The following is a 12,972-nucleotide window of genomic DNA, read 5'->3' as shown; positions in this document are numbered from 1 at the left end:
TTGAACTGATTCGCTCAAGTGAGATGACGATGAATGCTCAAGTTGCTGTAAAGATGAAATCTGGTCCGAGTATCATGCTTGCCAGTGGAAAGTGGTTTGATCTTCTGGACCCTTGGAATAGCGACTTTTCTATTGGTGACATCGCACAGGGATTGGCAAACATTTGTCGATACGCAGGACAGTGCAGGAGTTTTTACTCTGTGGCCGAACACTCGATCCATGTCTCGGATACCGTCGAAGACTTTAAACTTGAGGCACTCTTGCACGATGCGACAGAGGCATTTCTTGGGGACATCACCCGTCCACTGAAACAGCTGTTACCTCAATACAGGGAGATCGAGGCTTCTGTTGAGAATGCAATATTTGCACGCTTTGGTTTGGACGCAAACTCCAAGGCGGTGATCAAGGCAGCGGATCTCCGGGTTCTCGCTGCGGAGCAAAGCCAGGTGATGCCTGCCGGTACTGACTATTGGGCTGCGGGTTCGGGCATTCAAAAGGCAAATATTCGCGTTGATTTCCTTTCGCCAACGGTTGCGCATGATCATTTCATGGCCAAGTACACTGAGCTAACAAGCGGATAACGGGATCATTGGATCCGCGTCGCCATTCTTGCGGGTTAACCGGCAGGCGTCGGCCCTTTCTTTTCTCAGCTCCTACCCTTGCCCTCGCGCCGGGCCGAATTCGCGCCACATCGAAGCTGATATCCCTGCGCTGTAGAGTTCAGCCAAGTCTATCTGGGACAGCTTCTCCAACTCTGTTCGCGGGTAATGCTCGGAAAGCCATTCCATCAGATTGTCGCGCGACGATCTGATGTAGGTTTGAAACACGAAATCGAACAACTCGAGCGGATGGCGCGGGACGGGCCCGCGCGCTTTCTCGTTCTCAAGGCCCTGAAAGAGCAGGACGAATGGGTCGTTTGAGAAAGTCATGGGAATTACCGTCAGCGATTGGACTGCCTGAAGAAGCTGATAGGCCTCGAGGTGACGCATTCTCGCTTTGTGCAGACGAAGCATGTCGGGTGCCCTGTCCGGCGGAAAATCGTTGATCTTGAAGCCGGTATATGCCGCCTCGAAATGCTCGCCACCAGGCCCCAACCCCTCTATGATCAACGGACGGTTGGTCACGAAAACGTAAGCGGCCGGCGCTGGCAGCTTATCGATTGTGAGCGTCTTCTCGGCGTCATCGATCTGTTCATAGAACGACTTCAGCCAGGCAGGACTGCCAGAGCCGCCAATTGATCGGTTCACTTCGATAAATATGATACGCGGATGATCGGCGGCCTTCTTCAACGCGTCGTGCAATTTGCTTTTTATCGGTGGTTGCAGATCCGACCTCCCAGCGCGCGCGGAACTCGACGAAACGGCCTTCGCCTCGACTGAAAACTTGAAGCCGGTTCCCCGGTTGATCGCCGTGAACTCGCAATGTCGTCGAGACAGGTCCCGCTCGTCCTCGAACACGATTCCAAAGCCCGCTCGGGCGAATATGCTGGTAACAAAAGCTTCGTACAGGGCTCCCTCAAATTGGCCGGGATCCTTCAATCGCCTCATCAATTCGGCGGGAATTTCTTCGTTGTGGGCGCAGAGATAAAGGTCGTAGGCAAGACCCAAAAAGGACAACATCGGCCCGGTCGGTTGAATGTTGACCAGGCCGTTACGGTTCAGTTCACCAGCGTTTGCCGTTGCGCGAATGAGCTCTGCTTGCGCTACAACCGGGTGCCGTTCGATGTCCAGCTTTGCCAGCTCCTGGTTCCACCACTCCTTTCCAAAGCAGAACATGGTGTGACCCATCAGGAAATCCGGAAAGGTTTGCCAGCTCTTTGATGTCAGGATCGTTCGATTGACCCGAACCGAGCGCTTTTCACCGCTTGCCCAAGACTCGATCGGCCGACCATACCCATGGATGCGCCGGACACTCGTTGCGAGAAGCTCTTGCGGATTTCCGTTTCGCATCAGGTCCTCAAGCGGGCGAGATGCGCCGGAAAGAAGATCGAGATGCTTCAGATAATGTCCATGGCACTGGCGATAGAGCCGGCCTGATCGACAAGGGCACGCTTCTTCGTCAGCAAGGGCCGAATGCACGTCATTTCACTCCGCGATGTTGAATTCCGATGTCCGATCCCGTCTCTTGTCTTTCTTTCGTTTCAACGTTGTATGTCCCCGACATTCCTTGCCATAATCGCAAGCAAACCTCGGTCACATTGATACACAAGTCTCAAGATCGTTCGAGCTGTTCCGGTCTCGGCTAGGACCGCGCCCACGCAACCACTTCGTCCAATGACTGCAAAACCTGTGTCAACGTACATTGCAGCATCGGATTGTTGCCGATCGGTAGTAGCCGCCGCGGGTCAGTCTGAAGTCCCACGCAGGTCTTGCCGGAAGCGTGGGCATAGCCGAGCTCGAAACAGGTGCCTTCGTCCACGCTGCGGCCGTCGAGCACGGCAAATAAAACGTCGCACGACTGGATCGCGGCAAGATCACCGTCGAATACCTTCCTACGCGCCGCGTCAACAGACATGCCGCCCGCGATCAAATCGACGATAAGATGATTGTCGCGCTGCGGTAAAAAGACGTCGAATTTGACTGAGAGAATTCCCGCTAACTCTACATTGAAGGCTTTTTCCGAATGCGAGAAAAGCGGTGCTGCGAGGTAGAGGACGGGTTTCATGACGGTACCGTTGAAAGGAAGGAAGTAAGACGTTTATCGAAATCAAACTCCTCGTAGGAGTCGCGGTGGATCGCCCGCAGAACCTGTTTCGTCACGCTTTCGACGTCTTGGCCGGCGGTCTCGATGAAGGTCGCCTTGCCGCCATTGTCGTCGGCATAGACCTCGACTAGGGCATTCTGCTGCACCTCCAAATAGTCGTCGTCACCGCCCCGGCCTCTCCATATCTGCCGCGTCTGGAGTACGCGCGGGTCACCTTTCAAGACAACAAGATGGCCTTTCTGAAGCGACTGAGGGCTGCCGGAATTGCCCGCGTAAGCCGTCTCGAAGATGCTCTCCGCCTTGTCGCGATATTTGTCAGGCGGGGTGAACGCGAAGGCGTCTAGAGGCGCGCGATCCATAACGTGGAGGCCAACCCCGGCGCGAGCGAAGCGCCCGTTTTTTAGCCGGACCTGCTCGAGGATCCATTCGTCCACCCGCTTGCGCTCGCTGGTGCCGAGTTGGTCGGAAGGCTTGGCGATGAGCGGGTCACGAGGACGCAGCCATTCGTCAACGATCTCGAGTCCTTGAAGACGGGAGATTACCGAGGTCTTCCCGACTGAGACGACACCAGCGATGTAATAAAAATAACGCTGCGACACGCCAGCGCGGACGAACACGTCGTTAAGCGTGTCTTCATCGTCCATGGAGAGCAGTTCGAGAAGCGCCTTGATCTCGTTGCCATTGAGATAGAGTGTCACCATATTGAAGAGGTCGAAATTGGCCTGGCTCGCCTCCTCCCGCTCTGCGAGCGGAGGGGCGCTGGAGCTGCAATAGCGAATATAATAATGGATTGTACCCGGCGATGCCCGAGTGGCTTGACGAAGCACGCTTCGCATGCCGGGATCGGTTAGCGAAAAACCGATGAACAGGCACGGCGACGTGCCGAAATAATTGACTAGGAGCGCGAAGCTACCTCGGGCTGCGTCAATGATTTGGTTTGACAGAGCCTCCTCAGTGAGGATGACCTCCTCTGAGTATCGATCGATCGCTTGGAAGGGTATGTAGCCATTGGGATGATAGACGACTGGGCGGTCTTGCTGTACCACGAAATGCGGGCCCCAGGCAGAGTAATAACCGATAGTACCATGTGGCCGGCGTGAGGACTGCACGAGCGCGCGCTCGAGAAAATCGTCGAAATTATAGGTGATGACGACTGGCACGTTAAAGGCGAGTGCGGCCAGTTCTTTGAAATAAGGGTGACCGTTCACCACGGCGTCAGGATCGGCGATCGTATGATAGAGGCTGTCGCGCAGAAGCTTGCGCCATTCCGTGGCGATCACACGATCGCGGTTGTTGACCGCGACAGCTGGGAACGCGGTACCGGACTCCACGAACTTTCGGAAACGGCTTTGTAGAATCTGCGCCTGCATGGGTGCGGTCTCACCTCCCAAGTCCGGGCCCTTGACGGTTGCGCGCGCCTCAATCTCGTGGGTAAGACGCGCGATTAACTCGTTCCAATTCGGTAAGCTGGCGGACTGGCTGATGCCGGCGCCAAGAGCTAGGCCGAGGTGCCTGCGCTGAGACAATTGCCGCATGTGGGCGATCGCGCGGCCGTAACGCCGTACTAAGTCAACATGAATGTCCTGCACTATTCGCCCCGTACTATCTTCGTCCGAATCAATATTGCGGACGCGCCGCTCTTGCCTTGCGTAGGATAAAGGCGAAAGCCGAGCCAGTACAGAGCCGTGATGCTGCACATCCGATAGGCGTCCTCGGCGTACAGTTCAACGCGCAGCGGGCTTGTCAGCCCGACCCGTCGTAACAGCTGGGTCCCGATACGGACGCGAAGGAGAAACTTCGTGAGCGGAGATGCCGCATTGAGATCGAAGTCGTAGGGTTCGATGACACAGTCCGGATCGACCAAGCCGTACTTTCCGGATAGAATTAGCCAGTCGTCGCGTGTTGCTTCTGCGGCCGCGCGATCACGCAGGTAGCGCGGCGAGTTATAGAGATCGCGCGCAGCGGAGCGTGCCGGACGCTTTGATCTGGAACACATCACCAAGCTGATTCTGCGCACGAGCCGTACCTCAAAAACGGGGTTCCAGCAGTACACCCGGAACGTTCGTAGCTCAAACCGGCGGCGCGCGCTACGTTCGACAAAGGTAGCTATTCCAAGAGAGCCGTCCAAAACCGACCATTCGGCTGCCGACCCTGTCCTACCGAATGGCCAGGGTCCCCTGTTTGCCGTTCAACGGACTAGAGGCCGGCTCAGAAGCGGACATGCAATCTCCGCCGAGAGACGGACGCTGCCTTAAGCACTGAGCTTCACAAGCCCCGCGTGATGTTTCGGGGCCAAGGTTGCGATCATCTCCAACAGATAAGCAGTGTTCTTTTGTGTCTCGGCCACTAATGCCGGATCAAACCCTTTGCCGGTCATATGTGAGAGATCATTGGCGAACTTGTAAATGGCGGCCTTCTTGAGAGGATCGAAGTCGATCGCGTCCAGTTTCTCGTAAAGTTTAGCGGAGGAAGGCTCGTAGTACTCCAGAAATGTCTCCAATACTTTTCGGGCGACATTGGGGATGTGGTAGGCGCTTTCGATCCTGCCGTCGGACTTGTATGTGTAGAGCTTTTTGAAGAGGTACTGGTATTCGGACGCGTGCTCCTGCAGCAACTGATCGAGCTTGCATAGCCGGGCGTTGCGGCCGTTCTCGTCCTCGGCGCACGCAATCATGAAATACGACTTCAACCCGGCTTTTTTGGGGATGCCGTGAAACCAGTTCAGCATCAGCTTCAGGAAATCGAAGTTGTGCGTGAGGATGAAGACCTGTTTGGCGTCCTTGACGGCATTCTTGAGGTAGGAGAACGCTTGGTATATCGCCGAGGAATCCAGGCTCGAGATGGGGTCGTCGATCACGACCACGCCATCGGCGATATCGAAGGCCTGATCACCGAGTTGGACAAGGAAGTAGATAAAGGCGACGGCGGTCTTCTCGCTCTCGCTCAGGCGCTTGGCCGGCTTGTTTCTTCGGTGAACCAAGTAGCCTTCGTCCGCCGACGCAAAGCTAAGCTCGGCACGCCCTAGGAAGTTTTTCAATCGCCTGGTGAGATCTTCGCCCGCCGTATGGGCGTTTGCGACTTTAGCGCGCTTCTCAGTGATCGACTTTTCGAGGTCTTCGAGAGTGCGTGTCGAATGCGGCTCTGACGCGCCAGCTGTGATATCCCCGATGAGCTTTCTGGCCTTGGTGATCTCGTTGTCGAACGCGATGACCCGTGTCGAAATCGATGACAGGTAGCTCGCTTCGATGGCGTCGCGCGCCTTCATCTTCTCGGCGTCAAAGGCTGAGGTTTTCTGATTATGGCGGTCACACAGCACCTGGGCTCTGGTGACCGTTGCCGACAGGCCTGAGAAATCCAGTGTCAGATTCGACGGGTAGGACGTCGTGCGCTGCGTGAGCTTTTGCGTGAGCGCGGCATCAGCCTCATCTACGAATTTCAGCGCGCTAGTCTTTGCATTTTCGAGCGCGAGCGATGAAGCCTCGGCCTCATCCCGTAGCTCGGAATAGAACTGCGCCTTTATAGGGACGAGCATCTGGCGAATGTAGTGTCGCGCGACGTCGAGATGCTTCTGCTCCGCCTCGATATCGAATTTCAGGTTCTGATCCTCGTCACTGAAATGCGCTGCCAACTGCATCATGCGCTCGGCCGGCAATTGCTGGTCGCAGAACTCACAACGCGACGACTTGTGATCGCGATGGATGGCGACGCCCCGCTCGACCCAGTCATTGAGGTCGCCGTTCCCTTCAAGGCGAGCAATCACTGCCGACTGGGCGGTGCGGGCGGTGAGAGTGCTTACGTCGGTGGCAATGCTGCTGAGGACCTCCAAGAGATTTCGGTTCGCCCCGTCGCTGCGGTGTTCAAGGGGGAGAACCACGCGCTCGACGGCTTCAAGCTGCTCCTGATGTACGGTCGCACGATAGACTGTGAGTTCGGCCTCGGACAGTTCCTTAAAGCTCGTCAGCTTGAGATAGGCCGCTTCGGCGTCGGGCTTGCGATAACTACGCAGGGTTGCGCCGCTGGTCGCCTCGCCGATCGTCTTTGCAATGGCTGAAAACAGCTTTCCCCGGTCGCTCTCCAGCGTTGTGATGGCGTTTCTCGCAGCTTCGATTCCGTTGAGCCGGTCTGTATAGGCGGCCTGCTCGTCAGCGACTTCCTGCGCGAGGGCTTTATTGCCTTCCCCGACGATCAAGATGTGCGGAATATGCCCCTCACACTGGCCGACATTTGCCTCGACATAGTCGGCGTTGAAGACCCGGACCTTCCTTGGATAGCTTTGTCCGTGAGTTACAGCGCCTGACTGCGTTGTAACGGAGTATTTGAGATCTGGGTATTCAGGATGGCTGCCGATCGGGAGAGTTGCAAGCAGCCGCGACAACGTCGTTTTGCCCGAACCGTTGTCGCCGTAGATCACGTTGAAGCGCTGAAACTCCGGCAGGTCGTTCGCGGCACTGTACTTGGAGAAGACACCTAGGTTTTCTATTTTCTTGAGCGATTTCAGCATGGGTGGTCTCGGTGTGGGGCCATTGCATTAATCTTGACCATAAACCTGAGCATGCAGAATTGACAGCTCCACTCTAAAGGGTGGCGGTGGCTTTTGCGCAACAGTGACTATGACGCTATTGGGATAGAAGGGGCGCGAAAAGACTCTGAATTGCGGCGTCGTCGAAGGTTTCGCTTTCCCGCTTTCTGCGACCGATTTCGGGGGCGGCAGCGGTTGTGGTTTCTTCCTCTATGGCCTCGATCCGCTCTTTCACGGTCTTTTCGGCCCGTTCGATGATGGACTTCGGGACCCCTGCTCGGGGACCAAGAACGCCTAGATAGCCCATGTGATCGTTCAGCGTGGACTCTGAATCCAGCTCCGCAACGCGGTCAGATATTTCTTCAATCTCGCGGACGATGGCCCGGTCCATAGCCGCTATGATGTTTAGAGAGACGCTTGTTCGGTGCTCCTCAATCGCGTCGGAGATTTTCTGAAGATCGTCCGTTCCCATGTAGCCGTTGAGCATGTCGATGAGGCCAGCCTCTAGGTGCCCGATCATTACCTCGACAAAGGGAAAACCTTCGAAATAGTCGGGGTCGGGCAGCTCGCGCAGGAGCTCGATCATCTCCGCTCCATCACGCCATGCGCTAAATCCGCCCGGAGGGGTTGCCGCCAGTTCGACTGCGAGAACCGCGAACCGGGCTTCTTCGCTGGCCGCCCACCAGGCCAGAAGCAGCTTGAGCCGGTCGATGATCCCTATATCCGATAGGATGTATGAGTTGGGCTTGCCCGGATTTTGGGCCCACATTTTGATGGCTGAAAAAGTTTCAGCTACGGACTGGAATGCAAGCGCCAGGTCTCGCCGGGCGGGGGCATTGAACCTATCTTTGCTCCCGAACTTCCAGACCGCCTCTGCGTAATCGGCTTTCTGCGCAGCGCGGGCGAATGCCCCCAGCAGCGCGTAGTCATTCAAGTACTCCGCCATGTAGTCACGGACTGACGGATTAATGTAGCTAATCGACCTGCCGCTGATATTGATGAAGCCGCCTTCCAGCGTTCGTATCGCTTCCTCAAAATCTTTGGGGTCGTGTGCAATGCCGTAGCGTGCACACAGCGCCGTGTGGAGCGGATCATAGGCTTGCCGGAGCTTATCGCGATCTACGCCGTACTCGGAGCAGAAGAAAATCGTGAAAAGAAGGTGGCGGCATTTATCATCGATGTGGGTTCGAAACGCATTGTCCCACAATCGCGAAGGGTTGTTGAGCGTCATCAAGAAGGCGTCTACATAGCCGCCCGGCTCAATATCCTGGATGTGAATGGCATCGGTCATCCATTCGATGATGCGCGGGTTGTAATTCCTGTGGTCGACGATCTCGGGAATTTTCCCGCTGTGAATGAGCGCCTGCACATGCTCAATTGGTGTGCTCGCGACGACGAGATGGTTGTATAGGATGCGTGCCCGGATACGCCGTGCATAGACGCCGACGTCCAGAACGTACTTGGTGACGTCGAGGCGGTGATCGGCGAGGTTTTCAGACAGCCGCCTCGCATCTTCAAAAATATAGGCCCGTGTCGTCAGGATGAAACGGGCGTTAGGCGACCTGCGCACCCGGTTCATGAAGCGCGTGAGGTCGGAGTCCTTCGAGGCGAGCGCCTGCTTGTCGAGGGCGATCTTCCCGAGAAAATCGTCGAAGAGAAACACCTGTTTTTTAGTGTCGATAATGGCTGCAAAGCCGTCTTCGAGGCTACGAATGGGTACCAGGTCCCAGTTCTGGCCGAGATAGGCATAGGCGACCATTTCGCCGAGTGTGGTTTTGCCGACGCCGGGCGGTCCGGAGATGATGAGGAGATGGTGTTTTTCTAGCCTCTCAGACGCCTCCGTAAAGCTGGGATTCTGGACATAGACCTTCACCTTAGCCTCGATCTCTTCTTTCGTGATGGCGGCGTAGGCGTGCGATGCGGATCGTACGACCCGGTCGAGAATGGCGGCGCTGGATAGCCAGAGCTTGATATGAGCCTTCTCGATGCTCGGATATTTGCGCAGCAGCGCCTCTAGATCGTTTGGACCGAGTATGTCGCTTTCCGACAGAAGGGCCGGGCCGATTTCGCTGGTGATCGACGCCTTGTTCGCAGGCGTCAGCGGCCGCGAAGTGGCCAGCATATAGCGCGAGGGAGCAAGTTTGTCGATCGATGTACGCTCCTTTCGCATCGCGGCTTTAAGCGCGGCGAAGGTCGAACCTTCCATGTGCTTGGCCTGGAGAATAGTCGACGTCTTGGCAGCACAGGGGGCGTGCCGTCCATCGATCCCACCGTCTGGGCCGGCGCAGAACGCTTCGAACCGAATGCCAAGTTCTTCACCTATCAGATCGCGTACGAGATCTTCGAAATCGGCCCCGTTGAGGGAGGAGAAGTTTCTGCTCAAGCCTGTTCGCTTTCCTATCGAGTGATGAATGTAGCTCGATGTTTAGCCTGCAAGCGCGCGTGGAGCAAAGTCGCTCAACCATTCGCGCGAAGCGTTTGTCCGGCAGCCGGTCCTCCTAGTGTCTGATACGGGCGACATGTGGACACCACCGGTCGAACGTCAGAAGTCCCCTTTCGAGCTGGCGGTACCAAATCGGTCATTCGTATACTATTGAAAAATTTGAGGCGGAGGACTTTTTGTAACATCAAGGTCGTCGGTTCCAATCCCTTCAAGGCGAAGCAACAATTTCACCCATCGGCTCACTTCGGTTCCTTCGAACGCACACCCTCCACCGTTTCTAGTGACGAACTCAACCCCCAGCATCTTCCAATGTCATTTGGGATAGTTTCAAATTCGCAGCTGTGATCGGTGCGGGACCGTCCTCAGCTTCTGCATGTTATATCGTTGACAAACCTACGCTCGCAGATTCCACAAGATCTTCAGCTGTCCATCGAAGTAGGGGCTCGCCGTACGAATTTGAGCCCCAGTTATCCCGCTCATTATTTTCGAATTCTCGATCCGACCGCCTCGCGCGACGACATCATCGATATCGCACGATCACTGGTGCGGCCGGGTAGGTGAGGAAGGGCGATAGCAAGAGTAGGATTGTTGCCGGCCGCGGCCAGAAAACGGAACATTAGGTCCAATCGACATTCAGGATTCCCAAATCAGTTGATCGCTGATTCATAGAGCACCGTGTAGAAGCACGGAGGTTTTTGCATGGGTGTGAAGCGGTATGAATTGAGCGATGGGCAGTGGCTGAAGATTGCGTCGTTGTTGCCCGGCAAGGCTGGCGATCCCGGCCGGACAGGCTCTGATAATCGCTTGTTTGTCAATGGTTGCCTCTGGATTCTGCGCTCCGGCGCCCATTGGCGCGATCTGCCGGAGCGCTATGGCAAGTGGAAGACGGTCCACCGCCGGTTCAGCCGCTGGTGCCATGCCGGCATATGGGAACGAGTGTTCGAGGCGCTGACGGCCGACCGCGACAACCAGTATCTGATGATCGACAGCACGATCGTTCGTACCCATCAACAGGCGGCGTCCGGAAAAGGGGGGCCAAGGATCAGGCGGTGGGGCGTTCCCGAGGCGGACTGACCACCAAGATCCACATGCATCGCCGATGCGCTGGGCCGGCCGCTGCGTTTCATTGTGACCGCCGGCCAAGTCGGAGACATCACGCAAGCTCCAGCTCTTCTGGACGGCCAGAGCGGCGATGCCGTTCTGGCGGATAAAGCCTATGACAGCAATGCATTGCGTGAAGCGATTGCCGACATGGGAGCAGAGGCGATCATCCCGTCAAACCGCTCGCGCAGGATCATCATCCCGCACGATGAAGCCGTTTACAAACATCGCAATCGCATCGAGCGTTGCTTCAACCGGTTGAAGCACTTCCGTCGCTTCGCCACGCGCTACGACCGACGAACCATTCACTTCGAAGGCTTCATCCACCTCGCCGCCGCAATGATCTGGCTCCGATGAATGTCGATCCGCCCTAGGCCGTGGGGCAGTCGGTTCCGCTTCTCCTTCGTTGCCAGAACCACATTCAATCTCGACGACGCATCGATCGGCGCCATCACCAGCCTGCTTTCGGTCGACGTGCTCCAGCCCGCAGGCGTGTTCCGGGTGATTCACTCACCGGCGGACAGACCGGCGACGTCAAGCAGCGCCGCCGTATCGAGATTAGGATCAGGCGACGTGCGGAGACATTCCAACGGTGGTTGCGGTCGGATTTTCAATCGCAGCGCTCGCTAACATCGCTGTGTATATCTTCCCGCTATGTACGAGCCAGCGACCCGACAGGTGTTGTAAAAGACCCCGACTATTCAATCGATCATCTCTGGGTATACAATGAAAATCGCCGGAATATCCTGCTTCATCCAGATTGAACCGCAGAAAGATGGCACCGAAATCTACAAACTCCGCAGTATATTGATGATAGGCCTTGTAGAAGGCTTCCTTGGCTGAAAAGATCACCATCTGCCAGGATTTGGGGTGATGTAGTCTCAGGTTGGCAGCCTCGACTTGATCCTCCGGCATAATAACGCCGCTTGCGATATCCTCCGGCAGCGGGATCGCGGCTTCGAGATCTATGCCGAGTGTCAACACGTTCGACCGGCTACCCACCACGGCGATGGCATCTCCAGCACCATGAGAAAGGCTGCCGATCACACCCGCGGGCCAGACTGGTGCTCCAGTATTGCTTCGTCCTATCGATCCCAACGGCAATCCAAGTTCGCCCATCGCTCTTCGCGCGGCTGACCTTGCTGCCACATACTCACTCTTCCTGACCGTTACCGCGGCTGATACGTGGTCTGCCTCACCCGGCCAAAGGGGATCTGTGAACTTGCATCCAGGGTCGTAGCTAAGCGCCACGAACTCCGCGCTTTTCCCAAACAGGGAATATTTCAAGTCGATGTTGCTGGGCAAGTTCAAATGCTTCGTGCTCTTCTCACTGATATTGGCGCACCAAGGCTGCATCTGATCTTGTGCGTTTGGCGATCGGTGTTGCGCGCGCAGGGAGATTGCGGCTCGCTCCGTACGCATAGACTGATTTCAGTACCGGCATTTGCCCAATTGGTCCTGTCCAGCTCGCTTCGCGAATGGTTTTTTTGACTGATGTCGCAAAAGAAATGGAAAAACTCCCATATACAAACTGAGGTAGATGAATATTATCATGCATGTTTCGGTTGTCGATACGGATGGCCGTAACTCCCTGCAGGATAATCGCAATCGTCTATCAAGATAGGAAGGATTCTATGAGGGGTAGATTTTCCAGACTTTCGACGACCAGCCGCCTTCGCATCCTTTTTGCGGCTTTTGCGTTCTCAACGACATTGCATGGGGCTCCGGCGGCGTCCGAAGGCGCCAAGCCGGTCGATGGCGGTATCCTTAGGGTTGGCTTGGGGACGGACACCGCCATTATCGACCCGTCGATCACCGGCAGTTCGATTACCGCGGTCATCACCCGCAATATCGTCGACTCGCTGGTCGGTCAGGCCGAGGACAACAGCTTCACCCCCTGGCTGGCCGAGCGCTGGGAGATCAACGGCGACAACACGGTCTATACATTTCATCTGCGGCCGGGTGTGACCTTCAGCGATGGCACACCGCTCGATGCGGCGGCGGTGAAGTATAATTTCGATCGTATCCTTGATCCGAAGACGACCTCAAGCTATGCGAAGTCGTTGCTCGGCCCGATCGACAAGATCGAGGCGCCGAACGCAAATACTGTCGTGATCAGCTATCGTCAGTCTTTCGCGCCGTTGCTGCAGGGGCTCAGCCTGCCTTATCTCGGAATTCAGTCCCCGACCTATCTGCAAAAGGCGGC

General features: G+C 56.2%; 9 protein-coding genes and 1 pseudogene. 3 read left to right on the top strand and 7 right to left on the bottom strand.

Features of this window, described 5'->3' with window-relative positions:
- Positions 1-29: 29 nt before the first annotated feature.
- Complete coding sequence (locus RRH01S_RS28525) at positions 30-581, top strand: hypothetical protein (RefSeq protein ID WP_042476154.1); 552 nt, start codon at positions 30-32, stop codon at positions 579-581.
- Between the two features lie 72 nt (positions 582-653).
- On the opposite strand, the gene RRH01S_RS28520 is transcribed toward RRH01S_RS28525, so the two are convergent.
- The 6 genes from RRH01S_RS28520 to RRH01S_RS28495 form a co-directional block, all read right to left on the bottom strand.
- The gene (locus tag RRH01S_RS28520; protein ID WP_110924671.1) at positions 654-2,078 is read right to left on the bottom strand and encodes a YecA family protein; all 1,425 of its coding nucleotides are present in this window, start codon (positions 2,076-2,078) and stop codon (positions 654-656) included.
- 163 nt (positions 2,079-2,241) lie between these two features.
- Positions 2,242-2,664 (bottom strand): nucleoside 2-deoxyribosyltransferase, encoded by a 423-nt coding sequence (locus RRH01S_RS28515; RefSeq protein WP_042476149.1) that lies wholly within the window; start codon positions 2,662-2,664, stop codon positions 2,242-2,244.
- Positions 2,661-4,292, bottom strand: a complete 1,632-nt coding sequence (locus RRH01S_RS28510) for an SIR2 family NAD-dependent protein deacylase (protein WP_131597901.1) — start codon at positions 4,290-4,292, stop codon at positions 2,661-2,663. The genes RRH01S_RS28515 and RRH01S_RS28510 overlap by 4 nt, the downstream gene beginning before the upstream one ends.
- Positions 4,292-4,720, bottom strand: a complete 429-nt coding sequence (locus RRH01S_RS34240) for a DUF6884 domain-containing protein (RefSeq protein ID WP_131597899.1) — start codon at positions 4,718-4,720, stop codon at positions 4,292-4,294. The genes RRH01S_RS28510 and RRH01S_RS34240 overlap by 1 nt, the downstream gene beginning before the upstream one ends.
- 234 nt (positions 4,721-4,954) lie before the next feature.
- The gene (locus RRH01S_RS28500) at positions 4,955-7,204 is read right to left on the bottom strand and encodes an AAA family ATPase (RefSeq protein ID WP_042476143.1); all 2,250 of its coding nucleotides are present in this window, start codon (positions 7,202-7,204) and stop codon (positions 4,955-4,957) included.
- A gap of 115 nt (positions 7,205-7,319) precedes the next feature.
- A complete protein-coding gene (locus RRH01S_RS28495) occupies positions 7,320-9,605 on the bottom strand; it encodes an nSTAND3 domain-containing NTPase (RefSeq protein ID WP_042476141.1) in 2,286 nt (761 codons plus the stop codon).
- Between the two features lie 759 nt (positions 9,606-10,364).
- Between RRH01S_RS28495 and RRH01S_RS33720 the strand changes: the two are divergent.
- Positions 10,365-11,123 (top strand): annotated as a pseudogene (locus RRH01S_RS33720) (IS5 family transposase).
- A 207-nt stretch (positions 11,124-11,330) separates the two neighbouring features.
- Here the strand turns inward: RRH01S_RS33720 and RRH01S_RS33255 are convergent.
- Entirely contained in the window at positions 11,331-12,122 is a 792-nt protein-coding gene (locus RRH01S_RS33255; RefSeq protein ID WP_374188772.1) for a 4'-phosphopantetheinyl transferase family protein, read from the bottom strand.
- A 278-nt stretch (positions 12,123-12,400) separates the two neighbouring features.
- Here RRH01S_RS33255 and RRH01S_RS28475 point away from each other — a divergent pair.
- The coding region (locus RRH01S_RS28475; protein ID WP_042476129.1) for an ABC transporter substrate-binding protein at positions 12,401-12,972 on the top strand (572 nt) is incomplete at its 3' end.

It is taken from the genome of Rhizobium rhizogenes NBRC 13257 (assembly GCF_000696095.1).
GTDB classification, from domain to species: Bacteria; Pseudomonadota; Alphaproteobacteria; order Rhizobiales; family Rhizobiaceae; genus Rhizobium; species Rhizobium rhizogenes.
The sequence above is the reverse complement of the archived record's forward strand: the minus strand, read 5'-3'. Positions and strand labels throughout refer to the sequence as shown.

Excerpts from the sequence above, each read along its gene's own strand:
- RRH01S_RS28525 (WP_042476154.1), top strand. The coding sequence starts at position 30 with ATGAATGCTCAAGTTGCTGTAAAGATGAAATCTGGTCCGAGTATCATG.
- RRH01S_RS28515 (WP_042476149.1), bottom strand. The coding sequence starts at position 2,664 with ATGAAACCCGTCCTCTACCTCGCAGCACCGCTTTTCTCGCATTCGGAA.
- RRH01S_RS28500 (WP_042476143.1), bottom strand. The coding sequence starts at position 7,204 with ATGCTGAAATCGCTCAAGAAAATAGAAAACCTAGGTGTCTTCTCCAAG.
- RRH01S_RS33255 (WP_374188772.1), bottom strand. The coding sequence starts at position 12,122 with ATGCAGCCTTGGTGCGCCAATATCAGTGAGAAGAGCACGAAGCATTTG.